We start from the raw sequence: 17,244 nt of genomic DNA, 5'->3' as shown, positions 1-17,244 counted from the left end.
TCCTAATAAAAATGCTTTGGTTTGAGAAAAAGCCGAACTAAAAATAGCTCGGCTTTACTTAAATAATAATAATTTATTTCTATCTTACTCAGCAGCTTTATCCACTAGCTCAACCAATGCCAAAGGTGCATTGTCGCCATTGCGGAAGCCATATTTCAAAATACGAACATAGCCGCCATTGCGAGAAGCAAAACGTGTGCCCAAATCGCCAAATAGTTTAACCACAACATCACGGTCGCGTGTGCGGTCAAACGCCAAACGACGATTAGCTAACGATGGTTTTTTGCCCAAAGTAATCAAAGGCTCAACCACACGGCGCAACTCTTTTGCTTTGGGCAAAGTTGTTACAATCGTTTCATGCGTTAATAAAGAGTTTGCCATATTACGCAGCATGGCTGCGCGGTGGCTACTGGTACGATTTAATTTGCGATTACCATTACGATGGCGCATATCATTATCCTTTAAACTTTAAAGCCTAGGGTTTTTCTAATCCAACAGGAGGCCAAGATTCCAGTTTAGAACCCAAAGTTAAACCTTTGGATGCCAAAACTTCCTTAATCTCATTCAAGGATTTACGACCCAAATTAGGCGTTTTCAACAACTCAGTTTCAGTACGTTGAATCAAATCACCGATATAATAAATATCTTCTGCCTTCAAGCAATTTGCTGAACGAACGGTTAATTCCAAATCATCCACAGGACGCAACAGAACAGGGTCAATTGGCGGTGCTTTCTCTTCTTCAACTTCGATGGGCGTGCCTTCCAAATCAGCAAATATTGACATTTGATCAATCAAAATTCGCGCGGCAGCACGAACTGCCTCTTCAGGCTCAATTGAACCATTTGTTTCAATATCCAAGACCAAACTATCTAAATCTGTCCTCTGCTCAACACGAGCCGCCTCAACTTCAAAACTAACACGGCTAATAGGTGAAAAACTTGAATCCAATTGAATAGAGCCAATTTTAGTTTGCTCTTTGATGGCTTTTCTACCAGCAACTGATTGATAACCACGACCCTGCTCTACCTTAACCTCCATATCAATATTCCCATTTGCAGCCAAATGACAAATAATTTGCTCTGGATTGATAATTTCAACGTCGTGAGGCAATTCAAAATCAGCAGCTGTTACTACACCTAAACCTTCTTTTTTTAATGTAATAACAGCCTCTGTGCTACCACCATGAAGCTTAAATACAACACCTTTGATATTCAATAAAATATCAACAACATCTTCTTGAACACCATCTAAGGTAGAGTATTCGTGTAAAACACCTGCAATTGTTACTTCAGTTGGCGCAAAACCATTCATTGATGACAGTAAGATACGGCGCAAAGCATTACCCAAAGTATGTCCGAAACCACGCTCAAATGGCTGCATAGAAACTTTTGCGTGTGTTGGCGATAAAGCATCAACATCAATTTGGCGAGGTCTCAAAATTTCGGAAGTGCTATTTTGCATTTAATTACCCCTTACTGTGCAAGTTTTATTTAGAGTAGAACTCTACCACAAGCTGTTCATTAATATCACTGTACAATTCAGCACGATCAGGTACATTTTTAAAAGTACCTTCTAATTTTGTTGCATCAACAGAAATCCAACTTGGCAAACCAATTTGAGTGGCTAAGTTCATTGCTTCTTGAATACGAACTTGTTTCTTCGCCTTTTCTCGAATAGAAACCACATCACCAGCTTTTACTTGAAAAGAAGGGATATTTACAACCTGCCCATTTACCATCAAAGCCTTATGAGAAACAAGTTGACGAGCTTCCGCGCGTGTTGAAGCGAATCCCATACGATAAACCACATTATCCAATCGAGATTCTAATAGTTGTAACAACAATTCGCCTGTTGAACCTTTTCGTCTATCAGCTTCTGCAAAATAACGTCTAAATTGACGTTCCAATACACCATAGATGCGACGGATTTTTTGCTTTTCGCGTAATTGAAGACCGTAGCCTGAAAGACGAGGTTTTTTTGCACCATGCTGCCCAGGTGCAGATTCCATTTTGCATTTAGAATCCAAAGAGCGACGCGCACTTTTTAAATATAAATCAGTGCCCTCACGACGAGATAATTTACATTTAGGACCAATATAACGTGCCATGCTTAAATTACTCCATTAAATACGACGTTTTTTTGATGGACGACATCCGTTATGAGGTAACGGAGTAACATCTGTGATACTGGTAATTTTAAAACCAAGAGCATTAAGCGCACGAACAGAAGATTCACGTCCAGGACCAGGACCCTTTATGCGAACTTCTAAATTTTTTACACCATACTCTTGGGCAACTTTACCAGCAGATTCTGCTGCTACCTGAGCAGCGAATGGTGTACTTTTACGTGAGCCTTTAAAACCTGCACCGCCAGAGGTAGCCCAAGATAACGCATTTCCTTGACGATCTGTAATTGTGATAATCGTATTGTTAAATGATGCATGAACATGAACAATACCTTCACTTACGGTTTTACGTACCTTTTTTCGTACACGCGAAGCTGTGTTTGCTTTAGCCATTATTTATTTCCCTTATTTTTTACCTGCAATTGCTTTACGAGGCCCTTTACGAGTACGGGCATTTGTACGTGTACGCTGTCCACGACAAGGAAGTCCACGACGGTGACGGAAACCTCGATAACAACCCATATCAATAAGCCGTTTAATGTTCATTGTTACTTCGCGACGCAAATCACCTTCAACTTCATATTTGGCAACTTCTTCACGGAGTGCTTCTAATTGCTTTTCGTCCAAATCTTTAACTTTGTGACTACCTAAAACACCAGCAGCTTCACAAATCATTTTGGCACGGGTTGCTCCAATACCATAAATAGCCTGAAGACCAATTATGATATGAGCATTATTTGGGATATTAACCCCTGCTATACGAGCCATAATTTGTTCCTTATTATTTAATTAAGAAAATTAGCATATTGTTGCAAGACTAACCCTGACGTTGTTTATGTCGTGGATCCGTGCAAATTACACGTACCACTCGATTACGCCGTATCACCTTACAATTTCGACAAATTGGTTTTACAGATGGTTGCACACGCATCACTCTATCCTTATTTCAAATATTTACTTAGATCTAAAAACGATTCTAGCTCGTGTTAAATCGTATGGAGTCATTTCAACAGTAACTTTATCACCTGGTAATATCCGAATATAGTGCATTCTCATTTTCCCAGATATATGACCGATTACTTCATGACCACTTTCCAGTTTTACTCTAAAAGTTGCATTAGGCAAAGTTTCAATGACCTCTCCCTGCATTTGTATTACATCTTCTTTCGCCATACTACCTCAATCCACTCTTACTCGGAACAAGACCCTCATATCGCTGAGTAACTCGATATGATGCGACCTGAGTATTAAAATCCATTACAACAACTATTAAAATTAATAGTGAAGTACCTCCCAAATAAAATGGCACTCCTACAAAAGAAGTTAAGATTTCAGGCAACAGACAAACAAAAGCAATATATAGTGCACCAAAAAAAGTTAATCTCAGGACAACATTCTCTAAATATTTTGATGTTTGCTCTCCTGGCCTAACACCTGGGACAAAAGCACCACTTTTTTTCAAATTTTCTGCTATTTCGCGTGGACTAAACGCAAGTGCCGTATAAAAATAACAAAAAAATATGATAGCAGCAGCAAATATTATCATATATGCTATATGTCCATGTTGCAACGCAGATAAAATACCACTAATTTTAATATTCTCAGAGCCTATCCAATTTAATAGCATTGATGGAAGCATAATGATACTAGATGCAAAAATAGGTGGTATAACACCTGCCATATTTAACTTAAATGGAAGATGTGCTGCACTACCATTCAAAAAATAACCACCTGCATTCTGTTGCTTCGCATATTGGATGGGTACTTTTCTAAGTGCACCCTCAATAAAAACAATTCCCAAAACTAGCAACACGACTACAAACAAAAGTGATATAGCAAATAGCGGGCGTTCTTGAGCTAAATTATTAAGCAAGGCTATTGCTGATGGTATTCCAGAAATAATCCCCGCCGTTATAAGTAGTGAAATACCATTCCCTATTCCTCTTTCTGTAATTTGCTCACCCAACCACATTAAAAACATTGTCCCGCCAACTAAACAAGTTATTGTGGAAATATAAAATTCAAATGGGTTAATTACAACTACTTTTTGCCCCAGCACAAAGGTCGCTACACCAATACTCTGCATAGCAGCTAATAAAACTGTTCCTAATCTTGTATATTTGGTAATAAATTTGCGCCCCGTATTACCTTCTTTTTTCATACTTTTAAGCGTGGGAATTATTTCACTTGCCAATTGCATAATAATTGATGAAGATATATAAGGCATAATGCCGATAGCAAAAATACTAAATCGCTCCAATGCGCCACCAGAAAATATATTAAACATATTTAATATATTACCACTTGCCCCTTGCTGATAAACTCGAGCTAAGGCATTAGCATCTACACCAGGTACTGGTATATGTGAGCCAATACGAAATACAACCAACGCTCCCAACAAGAATAGCACCCTACTTCTAAATTCTTGGTTAAACCATAGTGTTGATTGTTTAGAAAGAAATAGTTTTGCTGCCACTTTTATAAAACCCTATTCAACCTTCCCACCAGCCGCTTCAATTTCTTTTTTTGCCCCCTGGGTCACTCGAAAACCCTTTAATATAATTGGTTTTTTTATATTTCCAGAAAAAATCACCTTAATTGACTTAACATTTTCTGATACTAATCCTAATTGTTTCAAAACGATTAAATCAATAACATCAGCTTTTATGGAATCTAACTCGCTTAATGTAATTTGTACATTAGATTTAGCAGTTAATGAATTAAAACCTCTTTTAGGCAAACGCCGTTGTAATGGCATCTGCCCACCTTCGAAACCAACTTTGTGGTATCCACCTGCACGACTTTTTTGCCCTTTATGCCCTCGCCCGCAAGTCTTACCTAATCCACTACCAATACCACGACCTACTCGACGTTTCGCATGGTTACTTGAAACACCTTGAATTGTATTTAAAAACATATTTTACAACTCCACATTTAATAAATAGCTAACTTTATTAATCATCCCTTTATTTTCGGGCGTATCTAGAATCGTTACTGTGTGTCCCACGCGACGCAAACCCAAACCACGTACACATGCTTTGTGCGCATTAATAGTTCCAATTAAACTCTTCGCTAAAGTAACCTTAATAACTCTTTTCTCTACCATTATTTAATCCCTAAAATTTCTTCTACTGATAAACCACGTTTAGCAGCAATCTCAGATGGTGTATACAGCTGTGCCAGTCCATTTAAAGTAGCACGAACAATATTATATGGATTAGTTGAACCATGTACTTTGGCAGAGATATTATGAATCCCCATAGCTTCAAACACCAATCTCATCGGTCCCCCAGCTTTAATTCCACTGCCCTCTTTTGCAGGCTGAATAAAAACTTTTGTTGCGCCATGTTGACCAAGCACTTCATGATATATCGTTCCATTTTTTAATGGAATTTTAATCATATTACGTCTCGCTTGATCCATTGCTTTCTGAACAGCAACTGGTACTTCGCGAGATTTGCCCTTCCCCATCCCAATTTGCCCATCTCCATTTCCTACTACGGTCAAAGCTGAAAACGCCATAATACGACCACCCTTAACAACTTTTGTTACACGATTCACAGCAACCATTTTTTCAATTAGGCCGTCATTACGTTCTTCTGTTTCATGTTTTGCCATTGTTTTAATCCCTAAATTTCTAGAATTTCAAGCCATTATTACGAGCAGATTCTGCTAATGCCTTTATTCGACCATGATATTGAAAGCCAGACCGATCAAAAGCAACCTCTTCAATGCCTACTAATTTAGCCCTTTCTGCAATATATTTACCTACAACAGAAGCAGACTCAACATTGCCACCAAACTTGATATGAGACCGAATCTCTTTATCTACGGTAGATGCGGATGCCAATACATTAGCTCCATTTGCATCAATAATTTGTGCATAGATGTGATTATTAGTACGAAATACACATAATCGCATCATTTTTAAGTCTGAAATTTTTGCACGTGTTTTACTAGCACGGCGTAATCTTGCATTTTTTTTATTCATACCAATGACCTCAATTTATTATTTTTTCTTAGCTTCTTTCATAACTACAATTTCGTTAGAATAGCGTACCCCTTTACCTTTATAGGGTTCTGGTAGCCGATACGCACGTATATCTGCAGCAACCTGCCCAACAATTTGCTTATCTGCACCAGTTAATATAATTTCAGTTTGAGATGGGGTTGATACTGAAACACCTTCTGGCATTTCATGCGTAACAGGATGAGAAAAACCTAAAGATAAATTTAGTATTTTCCCTTGAGCTTGAGCTCGATATCCTACACCAACCAATTGCAATTTCTTCTCAAAACCTTCCGATACTCCTTTAACACTATTAGCAACCAATGCACGCATAGTACCAGACATTGCATTTGCTTGCTTACTATTATTACTAGGTACAAAAGTTAGCTGCCCATTATCCAACTCGATTCTAACATCATCAATTAAATTGAGAGATAGCGCGCCATTTTTGCCTTTAACAACTAGCACATCACTTTCAAAGTTTACTTCAACCCCAGCAGGGATTGCTATGGGATTTTTTGCCACTCGAGACATTTTTAAATCTCCTCCTAACTTTAAGCAACAGTACACAACAATTCGCCACCAACACCCAAACTGCGTGCCTTACGATCCGTCATGATACCTTGCGAAGTACTAATAATAGCTATCCCCAATCCATTCATTACAAAAGGAATGTCGTTCACTCCTTTATAAATACGAAGACCTGGGCGCGAAATACGTTTAATTTGCTCAATAACGGGATTACCCAAATAATATTTTAAAACAATAGATAATTCAGGCTTCCCAGTAGTAGATATAGAAAAATCATCAATATACCCCTCTTCTTTTAATACGCTCGCAATAGCACATTTTAATCTTGAAGAAGGCATGCTTACAGAAACTTTACTTGAGCGCTGAGCATTACGGATGCGGGTTAACATATCAGAAATAGGATCATGCATACTCATATTTTATACTTCCATTACCAAGAGGCTTTAATAACACCAGGAATTGCACCACGCATAGCAATTTCCCGAATTTTGATACGCCCCAAACCAAACTTTCGGAACACTCCACGAGGGCGACCAGTAATAGCACAACGTCGACGCTGCCGAACAGGAGCAGCATTACGAGGAATTGATTGAAGCTTTAACCGAGCTTCAAAGCGCTCTTCATTTGTTACGTTCGCATTATTAATAATTTTAAAAATAGCAGCACGTTTTGCAGCATATTTTTTAGCTAGCGCAACACGCTTTATTTCACGATTAACAAGTGCTTTCTTAGCCATAATTAACCTTTAAATGGAAATCTAAATAATGATAGCAAGGCTTTAGCCTCTTCATCGGTTTTTGCTGTAGTTGTGACTGTAATATTCAATCCACGCAACGCATCAATTTTATCGTACTCAATCTCCGGGAAAATAATTTGTTCCCGAATGCCCATATTATAATTTCCGCTTCCATCGAATGATTTGCCATTCACACCACGAAAATCACGAACACGAGGCAATGCAATGCTAACCAATCGATCTAAAAACTCAAACATCCTTTCACGACGCAAAGTAACTTTACAACCTATTGGATAGTTATCTCTAATTTTAAAACCAGCGATAGATTTACGCGCAACAGTTACTACTGGTTTTTGTCCAGAGATCTTTTGCAAATCACCAACCGCATGCTCCATTACTTTTTTATCAGCAACTGCCTCACCCACACCCATATTCAGAGTTATTTTTTCAATACGCGGAACTTCCATGATTGATTTATAACCAAATTGCTTTACCAACTCTGGTACAACTATATTTCTATAAAACTCTTGTAAACGCGCCATATTAATTACGCTCCATAATTATAGCAGGAATCTCTACACCACTAGACTTAAATACACGGACGCGTCTTACCTGATTATTAACAACGACTACTTTAACACCCACGCGATCCGCTTTTTTCGTATCCGGATTTAAGATAGCAACATTTGAAATTGAAATCGGCATTTCTTTAACAACAACACCACCCTCAATATTACGCATAAGATTGGGTTTTTGATGACGTTTAACAACATTAACACCTTCAACAACTACCTTGTTACCCAATACACGAATTACTCGTCCTTGCTTGCCATTATCTTTACCAGCAATAATAACAACTTGATCATTTTTAATAATCTTATTCATTACAAACCCTCAAATTATCACAACACCTCGGGCGCCAACGAAACAATTTTCATAAAGCGCTCTGTGCGCAACTCGCGCGTTACAGGACCAAATATCCGAGTACTCATAGGCTCAAGTTTATTATTCAGCAGCACAGCCGCATTATTATCAAATTTAATTAACGCACCATCAGAACGACGAATACCCTTCGCCGTACGAACCACAACAGCATTATAAACATCGCCTTTTTTTACACGCCCCCGAGGAGTAGCATCCCTCACTGCCACTTTAATAATGTCGCCAACGTTAGCATAGCGACGCTTAGAACCACCAACCACCTTAATACACATTACTCGACGCGCACCAGAATTATCAGCAACATCTAGAATAGTTTGCATTTGAATCATGTTAAATAACCTTTAAAAATCCAACTTAATTTGCTGCACCCTAAATAAAGAAACACAAAATAAAATTTAACTGCTATTAAATTTTAAGCAAATCAGTTTTGGCCCTCAAAGAGGAATATCCAGAAAGGACAATAAGAAAGATACAATTATACCACGTTTTTTGATTTTCGCAAGCACACCATGGTACAATAATTATTTTGCTCGCCCATTAGCGAATCAAAAACAAAATCTTCGAATTATCCTAATTTATGCAGTAACTTTAAGGTAAATATTTTATTCTTAAAAATTAAATATATCCCCCATATCAATAAAAGTGAAATTTGCTATTTTTAGCAAATTTCACTTAATTAAGTCTCATTTTCATATCATACGGTACGTGCTTTTTCAACCAGCTCTTTAACCACCCAAGATTTGGTTTTAGATAATGGACGAGACTCTTGAATCACTACAACATCACCAATTCCATATTGGTTTTGCTCATCATGAGCGTGGATTTTGGTAGAACGACGAATAATTTTACCATACAACGGATGCTTCACTTTGCGCTCAATCAACACCGTTACAGTTTTATCCATCTTATCACTTACTACTTTGCCCTGCAAAGTACGAATATTTTTTTCAGCACTCATGATTGGACACCTTTTTCAGAGATAATGGTTTTTACACGAGCAATATCACGACGCATTCGTTTTATTTCACTAGTTTGACCCAGCTGACCAGTAGCATGTTGCATACGTAAACCGAACTGCTGTTTCAATAAATCAACCAAAGTCTCATTTAGTTGTTCTACTGATTTTTCTTTTAATTCATTGGTTTTCATTATTTACCCACCTGTCTCGCTACAAACGTGGTTGAAATTGGCAATTTAGCAGCAGCCAAAGCGAATGCTTCACGAGCCAAAGTCTCATTCACACCATCCATTTCGTACAATACTTTCCCAGGTTGAATCTCAGTAATATAATACTCCACATTACCTTTACCGCCACCCATACGAACTTGAATTGGTTTTTCAGTAATCGGTTTATCAGGAAATACACGAATCCAAATACGCCCACCACGTTTGATATGACGTGTCATAGCGCGACGTGCTGCTTCAATTTGGCGAGCAGTTAAACGACCACGCCCAACTGCTTTTAAGCCAAAATCGCCAAAACTTACCGTATTGCCACGAGTAGCAATACCTGTATTACGACCTTTGTGTTGCTTGCGATATTTCAGTCTAGTTGGTTGTAGCATTTCTACCACCCTTTCTGTTACTGCGGCGATTTTCGCGTTCAGGCTGCATTTGAGCCTGACCCATTTCGCCTTTGTAAACCCATACTTTTAAACCAATAATGCCATAAGTTGTTAAAGCTTCACTGGTTGCATAATCTACATCAGCACGCAGCGTATGCAATGGCACACGACCTTCGCGATACCATTCGCTACGCGCAATATCAGCACCATTCAAACGACCAGATGTCATAATTTTGATGCCTTTGGCACCAGCACGCATTGCATTTTGCATGGCACGTTTCATCGCACGACGAAATTGAACACGTTTTTCTAACTGTTGCGCAATGCCATCAGCAATAATTTGTGCATCCAATTCAGGTCTGCGAATTTCTTCAATATTAACGTGAACCGCAACACCCAACAGTTTCTCCAAATCTTTTTTCAAGATTTCAATATCTGCACCTTTTTGACCAATTACCACACCCGGACGAGCTGAATGAATGGTAATACGAGCAGACTTAGCAGGGCGTTCGATTACAACGCGACCAACTGATGCATTAGCTAAACGTTTGCTTAAATATTCGCGTACATCAATATCTTGTTTCAAAACAGTTGCAAAATCGGTACTTTTAGCAAACCACTTTGAAGACCAGTCTTTATTTACGGCTAAACGGAAGCCAACTGGATGAATCTTTTGTCCCATTGTTGTTCCTTAGTTGCCTACTGTCACATTGATATGACAAGTTTGTTTTTCAATACGGTTGCCACGACCTTTTGCACGAGCTTGAAAGCGTTTTAGGCTAGGACCTTTATCTACAAAAATTGTAACTACTTTCAATTCATCAATGTCAGCATCATTATTATGCTCAGCATTGGCAATAGCAGACTCCAAAACTTTCTTAATCAACTCAGCACCTTTTTTAGGGCTAAATGCCAAGATATTCAGAGCTTGGGCAACGTCTTTGCCACGAATCATGTCTGCTACTAAGCGAGCTTTTTGAGCAGAAATACGGGCATTATTGTGTTGTGCAGATACTCTCATATTTCACCTTCTTATTTCTTAGCTTTTTTATCAGCCAAATGACCTTTAAAGGTACGAGTCAATGAGAACTCACCTAATTTATGGCCAACCATATTATCGCTGATGAACACAGGTACATGCGTGCGACCATTATGAACAGCAATAGTTAGACCAATAAAATCAGGTAAAATAGTTGAACGACGAGACCATGTTTTAATTGGGCGTTTGTCGTTAGTGGCACGAGCTGTATCCACTTTTTTCAATAAATGCAGGTCAACGTATGGACCTTTTTTTAATGAACGAGCCATGTCAATTAACCTTTATTTGAATAACGACGACGAACAATCATGTTGTCTGTACGTTTGTTGTTACGAGTACGATAACCTTTGGCAGGTGTACCCCATGGGCTAACAGGTTCACGAGCTTCGCCTGTGCGACCTTCACCACCACCATGTGGGTGATCTACTGGGTTCATCACTACACCGCGTACAGTTGGGCGAATACCACGCCAACGGTTTGCACCAGCTTTACCGATTTTTTTCAGGCTTTGTTCTTCGTTACCCACTTCACCGATAGTAGCGCGGCAATCTACATGAATGCGACGAACCTCACCGGAACGCAAACGAACTTGGGCGTAAATACCTTCTTTTGCTAACAATACCGCAGAAGCACCCGCAGAACGTGCAATTTGCGCACCTTTACCTGGTTTCATTTCAATACAATGAATCGTTGTACCTACTGGGATATTGCGGATAGGCAAGGCATTACCTGCTTTAATTGCTGCTTCCGAACCCGATACCAATACTGCACCAGCTTGAACACCACGCGGAGCAATAATATAACGACGCTCACCATCAGCGTAGCACAACAATGCAATATGTGCAGTACGGTTAGGGTCATACTCAATGCGTTCTACTTTTGCAGGAATACCATCTTTGTTGCGTTTAAAATCAACAACACGGTAATGGTGCTTATGACCACCGCCTTTGTGGCGAGTAGTGATATGACCATTGTTATTACGACCCGCAGTAGAACTTTGTTTTTCTAGCAAAGGAGCATAAGCTGCACCCTTGTATAAACTTTCTGCTACCACGCGAACCATGCCGCGACGACCAGCAGAAGTTGGTTTCATTTTTACGATAGCCATGCTTATTCCTTATCTGCAGCAGCGGCTGCGGCTTCTAAGTCTAGCTCTTGACCAGCCACTAAGCTGATATAGGCTTTTTTTACATCGCTGCGGCGACCCAATGTACGACCAAAGCGTTTTACTTTGCCTTTTGTGGTCGTGGTTGTTACAGAAGCAACTTTTACATTAAACAGCAATTCAACAGCTGCTTTAATTTCGGTTTTGGTTGCATCTTTTAACACTTTGAATACCATTTGGTCGCGTTTTTCGGCAACCAAGTTGCTTTTTTCAGTTACAACGGGAGCCAAAATTACTTTCATCAAACGTTGTTGATTCATACCCATTGCTCCTCTAACTGTGCAACTGCTTCTTTTGTTATCACTACTTTTTTGTAGCGCAACAAGCTGTATGGGTCAATTTGTGTTGCTTCTAGCACCAATACATTAGGCAAATTGCGTGAAGACAAATATACGTTCTCGTCTAGCTGCTTGGTAACAAACAGCACTTGCTCCATACCCAAGTTTTTTACTTGTTCAGCAAATTCTTTGGTTTTAGGCGTTGCAGCAGACAAACTCTCAATCACAAATAAACGCTCATCACGAACCAGTTGCGACAAAATAGTCGCCATACCAGCGCGATACATTTTGCGGTTTACTTTTTGAGTGAAGTTTTCGTCAGGTTTGTTAGGGAATGCACGACCACCTTTACGCCACAATGGAGATGAAGTCATACCAGAACGAGCACGACCTGTACCTTTTTGCCGCCATGGTTTTTTGGTGGAGTGGTTCACTTCGGCGCGTGTTTTTTGTGCGCGATTGCCAGAGCGAGCATTCGCTAAGAATGCTGTTACCAACTGATGAACCAATGCTTCATTGTATTCGCGGGCAAACAAAGCATCAGATGCAGCAACGCTGCCTGAAACTTGACCCTTCGCATCAATCAATTTTAATTCCATTACGCACCTGCTTTCTTAACGCTATGGCGAACCACAACATTGCTGTTTACTGCACCCGGAACGGCACCTTTAACCAACAGCAGATTGCGTTCTGCATCAACGCGTACAATTTCCAAATGCTGAACAGTTGATTTGGTATTACCATACTGACCAGCCATGCGTTTACCAGGGAACACGCGACCAGGGTCTTGTGCCATACCGATAGAACCCGGAACACGGTGCGAACGTGAGTTACCGTGCGAAGTGCGTTGTGCGCCGAAATTGTGGCGTTTAATCGTACCTGAGAAGCCTTTACCTTTGGATGTGCCTGTTACATCAACCAATTGACCTACTTCAAACAGGGATACGGTAATAACATCGCCAGCTTTCAATTCGGCTGCTTTTTCTTCAGAAACAACAAACTCGTGCAAGCCGCAACCTGCTTCAACACCTGCTTTTGCAAAGTGCCCAGCTTCTGCTTTGTTTACACGGTTTGCTTTTTTCTCACCAAAGGTAACCTGAACGGCCGTATAGCCATCCGTTTCTTTGGATTTCACTTGGGTAACGCGGTTAGCAGTCATTTCCAACACAGTTACAGGAACAGATGCGCCTTGTTCTGTAAACACGCGGGTCATGCCTACTTTGCATCCAACCAGACCTAAAGCCATGATTATTTCCTTGTTTAACAAAGGGATTGCTTGCGATTGAGCAATCTTAAATGGACAAAAATTTACTTGGCACGAATGCCAAGTCGCGTACTATATCATATTTGTTTGCGCTTTCCAATTAAAACTTCATATTTTTCAAGCGTAAATTTGGTTTTCAGGTTACCTTGCCGTGCGCTGGGGCTTTTTTTGGTTACAATGTTTGGCTGGATGGTGGTGGTTTTGGTTACGACAATGGGTTTTTCAGGCTGCATTAGGGCTGTTTTCAATTTGTGTGTGCGTTTCGTTAGCGATTGTTTATTTTAAATAGTACAATAGGTTTTCTTTGAGCTGCTTGCTGCTCAATGTGAGTGTAAAAAGCAGCCTGAAACTGGGTGGCTAGGTTTTCAGGCTGCCTTTTACTGGGCGGATAAGCCTGTCCTGCTCTATTCCCTTCTCTCTGATATTAAGGAAACATCATGGATACCGATATTTTGATTGTGGGCGGTGGCCCTGCTGGTTTGGCGTTTGCGCGGCAGTTGAAAGACAGCCGTTTGCGGGTAACGATTATTGAGAAAGCACCGTTGGAGACGTTGCAAAATCCGCCGTATGACGGGCGGGAGATTGCGCTGACGCATTTGTCGCGCGAGATTATGCAGCGGTTGGGGATGTGGCAGCGGATTCCTGAAAATGAGATTTATCGTTTGCGCGATGCGAAGGTGTTTAATGGCACGAGCGATTACACTTTGCATTTTCCGCAGCCGAGCAAGGCGCGGGGCGGCGAGACCGACCGCTTGGGCAATTTAATTTCTAATCACAATATTCGCCGCGCGGCGTATGAAGAAGTGGCGGAGTGTGCCAATGTGGAACTGCGTTGTGGCGTGGGCGTGAAAAGCGTGGAGACGAACGAGAACCGTGCGCTGGTTGAGCTGGAAAATGGCGATACGATTACGGCGCGGCTGTTGATTGCGGCGGACAGTCGCTTTTCGCAAACGCGGCGGCAGCTGGGCATTGCGGCGGATATGCACGATTTTGGGCGCACGGTGATTGTGTTCCGCACCAAGCACACGATTTCTAATCAGCACACGGCGAGCGAGTGTTTCTTTTACGGGCGCACGCTGGCGTTGCTGCCGCTGGAAGAGCATTTGACCAACTGCGTGATTACGATTACCAACACCAAGGCGCATGAATTGCTGGATTTGTCGCCCGAAGATTTGACGGCGGAAGCGCAAAAAATGTTGAATGGCCGCTTGGGCGAGATGGAAATTGCGGGCACGGTGCACCATTATCCGCTGGTGGGGGCGCACGCGAGCACGTTTGTGGGCACGCGCTGCGCGTTGGTGGGCGATGCGGCGGTGGGGATGCACCCTGTTACCGCGCATGGCTGGAATTTGGGCTTGGAAAGCACGGAAATTTTGGCGAAATTGGTGTTGCAGGCGGATGCCAAGGGCAAGGATATTGCGTCCAAGGATGTGTTAGAGATGTATAACGTGAAGCATCAGTTGCACACGCGCCCGCTGTATCACGGCACGAATGCAATGGTGTCGTTCTTTACCAACGACAGCGCGCCCGCGAAGTTGCTGCGCGGGGCGGTGTTGCGCGTGAGCAATAATTTGCCGCCGTTGAAAAAATTGATTAGCAAACAGCTTACGGGCTAAATTTGTTTGAAACTGTTTTCAGGCTGCCTTAACACATCGTTTAAGGCAGCCTGAAAACTACGCAACACACCATCATCCGCCCAACCATACAAAGGCAGCCTGAAACGCTATTCCCCGTTTCAGGCTGCCTATTCATCCCCCCAACCGCCCTACCCCATTATTCAAACAACGCGCAAGTGCCGTCTGTTTCGCAGTTGGCTTGGCGATAGCGGCGCACCAGTTTGCTGGTGGATGAATCGTGTTGTTGCGGGGCGATTTCGCCTGTGAGCTCGGCGAGAATGGTTTTGGCTAATTGCTTGCCCAGCTCCACGCCCCATTGGTCAAAGCTGTTGATGCCCCAAATCACGCCTTGGGTGAAGACTTTGTGTTCATACATAGCGATAAGGCTGCCCATGTTGCGCGGGGTGATTTTATCCAGCAGGATAACGTTGGTGGGGCGGTTGCCGCTGAATGTTTTGTGTGGCACAAGGGCTTCAATTTCATCAGCAGGCAAGCCTTGCGCTTGCAGCTCGGCGCGGGCTTCGTCGGGCGTTTTGCCGCGCATAAAGGCTTCGGCTTGGGCAAACACGTTGCTTAACAAGATTTCGTGATGGCCCGGTAGGTTGCTGCGTTTTTCTAGGCTGGCAATCAGGTCAATGGGCGTGATGTGCGTGCCTTGGTGCAGCAGTTGAAAAAAGGCGTGTTGCCCGTTGATGCCTGTTTCGCCCCAGATGATTGGACCTGTGTCGGTGGCGACGGGCGTGCCGTCCATTTGCACTTGTTTGCCGTTGGATTCCATGTCTAGCTGTTGCACATATTTGGGCAGGCGGTGCAGGTGTTGGTCGTAAGGCGCAATCACATGGCTGCCACCGCCGTAGAAGTTGATGTACCAAATGCCCAGCAAGCCCATCAGCGCGGGCAGGTTGCGCGAGAGCGGGGCGTTGATGAAGTGTTGGTCCATCAGGTGCGCGCCTGCGAGCATTTCAATAAAGTTTTCTTCGCCCAAATACAGCATGATGGGCAAGCCAATGGCTGACCACAGGCTGTATCGTCCGCCCACCCAATCCCAAAATTCAAACATATGCTCGGTGTCTATGCCAAATTCGGCGACGGCGTGTTGGTTGGTGGAAATGGCAACGAAGTGTTTGGCGATGTCTTTTTCGCTGCCTTCTTGCAAGAACCATTCGCGGGCGGTGTGGGCGTTGGTGATGGTTTCTTGGGTGGTAAACGTTTTGGATGCGATGATGAACAGCGTGGTTTCGGGGTGCACCACTTCCAGCACATCGCGCATTTGCGTGCCGTCCACATTGGAAACGAAGTGCATATTCAGGCGCGGATGCCCAAAGTTTTTCAGCGCGGTGCACATCATCAAAGGCCCTAAATCCGAGCCGCCGATGCCGATATTGACTACATCGGTGATGACTTGGTTGGTGTAGCCCAGCCATTCGCCGCTGCGCACGGCGCGGGCAAAGTCGCCCATGTGGCGCAAAACGTGGTTCACTTCGGGCATCACGTCTTTGCCGTCCACCTTAATCGGCGTGTTGCTGCGGTTGCGCAGGGCGACGTGTAGCACGGCGCGGTGTTCGGTTTCGTTGATTTTTGCGCCGCTGTACATTTGTTTCATGCGCTCGGGCAGCCCCGCTTGCTCGGCTAGGGCAACCAGATGGGCGATGATGGTGTCGTTGATGCGGTTTTTGGAAAAATCCACCGCCAAGCCGCCCACTTCCAGCCAATAGCGGTCGGCGCGCGCGGGGTCTTGGGCAAACTGGTCGCGCATTTGGATGGTTTTGGTTTGTTCGTAGTCTTGTTGCAGGGCTTGCCATGCGGGGAGATTAGCGGGGGTGGTCATGCTGTTTTCCTTTTGGTTGTGGGGTAAGGGTTGGGATTATAGTGATTTTCAGGCTGCCTTTGGGGCGTAAAAGGCAGCCTGAAAATTTTAGGGGCTGTCCTAGATAACTCAGGAAATTCACATTAAGTTAGAATTTCCCCTATGA

At 42.5% G+C, this 17,244-nt stretch carries 31 protein-coding genes; 1 reads left to right on the top strand and 30 read right to left on the bottom strand.

Going from position 1 to position 17,244, the window contains the following annotated elements:
* Positions 1-84 precede the first annotated feature (84 nt).
* From rplQ to Q4A85_RS02335, 29 genes are all read right to left on the bottom strand, one after another.
* A complete protein-coding gene (rplQ, locus tag Q4A85_RS02475; protein ID WP_303107581.1) occupies positions 85-450 on the bottom strand; it encodes a 50S ribosomal protein L17 in 366 nt (121 codons plus the stop codon).
* A gap of 25 nt (positions 451-475) precedes the next feature.
* The gene (gene rpoA, locus Q4A85_RS02470; RefSeq protein WP_303107580.1) at positions 476-1,462 is read right to left on the bottom strand and encodes a DNA-directed RNA polymerase subunit alpha; all 987 of its coding nucleotides are present in this window, start codon (positions 1,460-1,462) and stop codon (positions 476-478) included.
* Between the two features lie 25 nt (positions 1,463-1,487).
* Positions 1,488-2,108, bottom strand: coding sequence for a 30S ribosomal protein S4 (rpsD, locus tag Q4A85_RS02465; RefSeq protein ID WP_303107579.1), 621 nt, complete (start codon positions 2,106-2,108; stop codon positions 1,488-1,490).
* A gap of 15 nt (positions 2,109-2,123) precedes the next feature.
* Positions 2,124-2,519, bottom strand: coding sequence for a 30S ribosomal protein S11 (gene rpsK / locus Q4A85_RS02460; protein WP_003795931.1), 396 nt, complete (start codon positions 2,517-2,519; stop codon positions 2,124-2,126).
* A 12-nt stretch (positions 2,520-2,531) separates the two neighbouring features.
* Entirely contained in the window at positions 2,532-2,894 is a 363-nt protein-coding gene (gene rpsM, locus Q4A85_RS02455; protein ID WP_303107575.1) for a 30S ribosomal protein S13, read from the bottom strand.
* 49 nt (positions 2,895-2,943) lie between these two features.
* Complete coding sequence (gene rpmJ / locus Q4A85_RS02450) at positions 2,944-3,057, bottom strand: 50S ribosomal protein L36 (protein WP_002642304.1); 114 nt, start codon at positions 3,055-3,057, stop codon at positions 2,944-2,946.
* 23 nt (positions 3,058-3,080) lie between these two features.
* Positions 3,081-3,299 (bottom strand): translation initiation factor IF-1, encoded by a 219-nt coding sequence (gene infA / locus Q4A85_RS02445; protein ID WP_303107572.1) that lies wholly within the window; start codon positions 3,297-3,299, stop codon positions 3,081-3,083.
* A 1-nt stretch (position 3,300) separates the two neighbouring features.
* The gene (secY, locus tag Q4A85_RS02440) at positions 3,301-4,602 is read right to left on the bottom strand and encodes a preprotein translocase subunit SecY (protein WP_303107570.1); all 1,302 of its coding nucleotides are present in this window, start codon (positions 4,600-4,602) and stop codon (positions 3,301-3,303) included.
* Positions 4,603-4,614: 12 nt separating this feature from the next.
* Complete coding sequence (gene rplO, locus Q4A85_RS02435; RefSeq protein ID WP_303107568.1) at positions 4,615-5,043, bottom strand: 50S ribosomal protein L15; 429 nt, start codon at positions 5,041-5,043, stop codon at positions 4,615-4,617.
* Between the two features lie 3 nt (positions 5,044-5,046).
* Positions 5,047-5,232 carry a 50S ribosomal protein L30 gene (gene rpmD / locus Q4A85_RS02430; RefSeq protein ID WP_303107567.1) on the bottom strand — a complete coding sequence of 62 codons (186 nt, stop codon included), beginning with the start codon at positions 5,230-5,232 and terminating at the stop codon, positions 5,047-5,049.
* Positions 5,232-5,744, bottom strand: coding sequence for a 30S ribosomal protein S5 (gene rpsE, locus Q4A85_RS02425; protein ID WP_303107566.1), 513 nt, complete (start codon positions 5,742-5,744; stop codon positions 5,232-5,234). The genes rpmD and rpsE overlap by 1 nt, the downstream gene beginning before the upstream one ends.
* A 19-nt stretch (positions 5,745-5,763) precedes the next feature.
* Entirely contained in the window at positions 5,764-6,117 is a 354-nt protein-coding gene (gene rplR / locus Q4A85_RS02420) for a 50S ribosomal protein L18 (RefSeq protein WP_303107564.1), read from the bottom strand.
* Between the two features lie 18 nt (positions 6,118-6,135).
* Positions 6,136-6,669, bottom strand: coding sequence for a 50S ribosomal protein L6 (rplF, locus tag Q4A85_RS02415; protein ID WP_303107563.1), 534 nt, complete (start codon positions 6,667-6,669; stop codon positions 6,136-6,138).
* 20 nt (positions 6,670-6,689) lie between these two features.
* Positions 6,690-7,082 (bottom strand): 30S ribosomal protein S8, encoded by a 393-nt coding sequence (gene rpsH, locus Q4A85_RS02410; RefSeq protein WP_303107561.1) that lies wholly within the window; start codon positions 7,080-7,082, stop codon positions 6,690-6,692.
* 14 nt (positions 7,083-7,096) lie between these two features.
* A complete protein-coding gene (rpsN, locus tag Q4A85_RS02405) occupies positions 7,097-7,402 on the bottom strand; it encodes a 30S ribosomal protein S14 (protein ID WP_303107559.1) in 306 nt (101 codons plus the stop codon).
* A 2-nt stretch (positions 7,403-7,404) separates the two neighbouring features.
* Positions 7,405-7,944, bottom strand: coding sequence for a 50S ribosomal protein L5 (gene rplE, locus Q4A85_RS02400; protein WP_303107557.1), 540 nt, complete (start codon positions 7,942-7,944; stop codon positions 7,405-7,407).
* A gap of 1 nt (position 7,945) precedes the next feature.
* Positions 7,946-8,287 (bottom strand): 50S ribosomal protein L24, encoded by a 342-nt coding sequence (gene rplX, locus Q4A85_RS02395; protein WP_303107555.1) that lies wholly within the window; start codon positions 8,285-8,287, stop codon positions 7,946-7,948.
* 17 nt (positions 8,288-8,304) lie between these two features.
* Positions 8,305-8,673: a 50S ribosomal protein L14 gene (gene rplN, locus Q4A85_RS02390; protein ID WP_303107553.1), complete on the bottom strand. Its 369-nt coding sequence runs from the start codon at positions 8,671-8,673 to the stop codon at positions 8,305-8,307.
* A gap of 365 nt (positions 8,674-9,038) precedes the next feature.
* Entirely contained in the window at positions 9,039-9,302 is a 264-nt protein-coding gene (rpsQ, locus tag Q4A85_RS02385; protein ID WP_303107551.1) for a 30S ribosomal protein S17, read from the bottom strand.
* Positions 9,299-9,493 carry a 50S ribosomal protein L29 gene (gene rpmC / locus Q4A85_RS02380; RefSeq protein ID WP_303107550.1) on the bottom strand — a complete coding sequence of 65 codons (195 nt, stop codon included), beginning with the start codon at positions 9,491-9,493 and terminating at the stop codon, positions 9,299-9,301. The genes rpsQ and rpmC overlap by 4 nt, the downstream gene beginning before the upstream one ends.
* The gene (gene rplP / locus Q4A85_RS02375) at positions 9,493-9,909 is read right to left on the bottom strand and encodes a 50S ribosomal protein L16 (RefSeq protein WP_303107548.1); all 417 of its coding nucleotides are present in this window, start codon (positions 9,907-9,909) and stop codon (positions 9,493-9,495) included. The genes rpmC and rplP overlap by 1 nt, the downstream gene beginning before the upstream one ends.
* Positions 9,893-10,591: a 30S ribosomal protein S3 gene (gene rpsC / locus Q4A85_RS02370; protein ID WP_303107547.1), complete on the bottom strand. Its 699-nt coding sequence runs from the start codon at positions 10,589-10,591 to the stop codon at positions 9,893-9,895. The genes rplP and rpsC overlap by 17 nt, the downstream gene beginning before the upstream one ends.
* Positions 10,592-10,600: 9 nt before the next feature.
* Entirely contained in the window at positions 10,601-10,930 is a 330-nt protein-coding gene (gene rplV / locus Q4A85_RS02365) for a 50S ribosomal protein L22 (RefSeq protein WP_303107546.1), read from the bottom strand.
* An 11-nt stretch (positions 10,931-10,941) separates the two neighbouring features.
* On the bottom strand, positions 10,942-11,217 hold the full coding sequence (rpsS, locus tag Q4A85_RS02360; RefSeq protein WP_040558517.1) for a 30S ribosomal protein S19: 276 nt from the start codon (positions 11,215-11,217) through the stop codon (positions 10,942-10,944).
* Between the two features lie 5 nt (positions 11,218-11,222).
* Positions 11,223-12,056 (bottom strand): 50S ribosomal protein L2, encoded by an 834-nt coding sequence (rplB, locus tag Q4A85_RS02355; protein ID WP_303107544.1) that lies wholly within the window; start codon positions 12,054-12,056, stop codon positions 11,223-11,225.
* 2 nt (positions 12,057-12,058) lie between these two features.
* Positions 12,059-12,373, bottom strand: coding sequence for a 50S ribosomal protein L23 (gene rplW, locus Q4A85_RS02350; protein WP_303107543.1), 315 nt, complete (start codon positions 12,371-12,373; stop codon positions 12,059-12,061).
* Positions 12,370-12,990, bottom strand: coding sequence for a 50S ribosomal protein L4 (gene rplD / locus Q4A85_RS02345; protein ID WP_303107541.1), 621 nt, complete (start codon positions 12,988-12,990; stop codon positions 12,370-12,372). The genes rplW and rplD overlap by 4 nt, the downstream gene beginning before the upstream one ends.
* Positions 12,990-13,637 carry a 50S ribosomal protein L3 gene (gene rplC / locus Q4A85_RS02340; protein WP_303107538.1) on the bottom strand — a complete coding sequence of 216 codons (648 nt, stop codon included), beginning with the start codon at positions 13,635-13,637 and terminating at the stop codon, positions 12,990-12,992. The genes rplD and rplC overlap by 1 nt, the downstream gene beginning before the upstream one ends.
* 95 nt (positions 13,638-13,732) lie before the next feature.
* Positions 13,733-13,903 carry a hypothetical protein gene (locus Q4A85_RS02335; protein ID WP_303107537.1) on the bottom strand — a complete coding sequence of 57 codons (171 nt, stop codon included), beginning with the start codon at positions 13,901-13,903 and terminating at the stop codon, positions 13,733-13,735.
* A 189-nt stretch (positions 13,904-14,092) separates the two neighbouring features.
* On the opposite strand from Q4A85_RS02335, the gene ubiM reads away from it, so the two are divergent.
* Complete coding sequence (gene ubiM / locus Q4A85_RS02330) at positions 14,093-15,271, top strand: 5-demethoxyubiquinol-8 5-hydroxylase UbiM (RefSeq protein WP_303107535.1); 1,179 nt, start codon at positions 14,093-14,095, stop codon at positions 15,269-15,271.
* Positions 15,272-15,428: 157 nt separating this feature from the next.
* Here ubiM and pgi read toward each other — a convergent pair whose 3' ends face one another.
* The gene (gene pgi, locus Q4A85_RS02325; protein ID WP_303107533.1) at positions 15,429-17,099 is read right to left on the bottom strand and encodes a glucose-6-phosphate isomerase; all 1,671 of its coding nucleotides are present in this window, start codon (positions 17,097-17,099) and stop codon (positions 15,429-15,431) included.
* Between the last annotated feature and the right edge of the window lie 145 nt (positions 17,100-17,244).

This window comes from Kingella sp. (in: b-proteobacteria), from assembly GCF_030527935.1.
GTDB lineage: Bacteria > Pseudomonadota > Gammaproteobacteria > Burkholderiales > Neisseriaceae > Kingella_B.
This window is presented reverse-complemented; position numbering and strand designations above follow the sequence as displayed.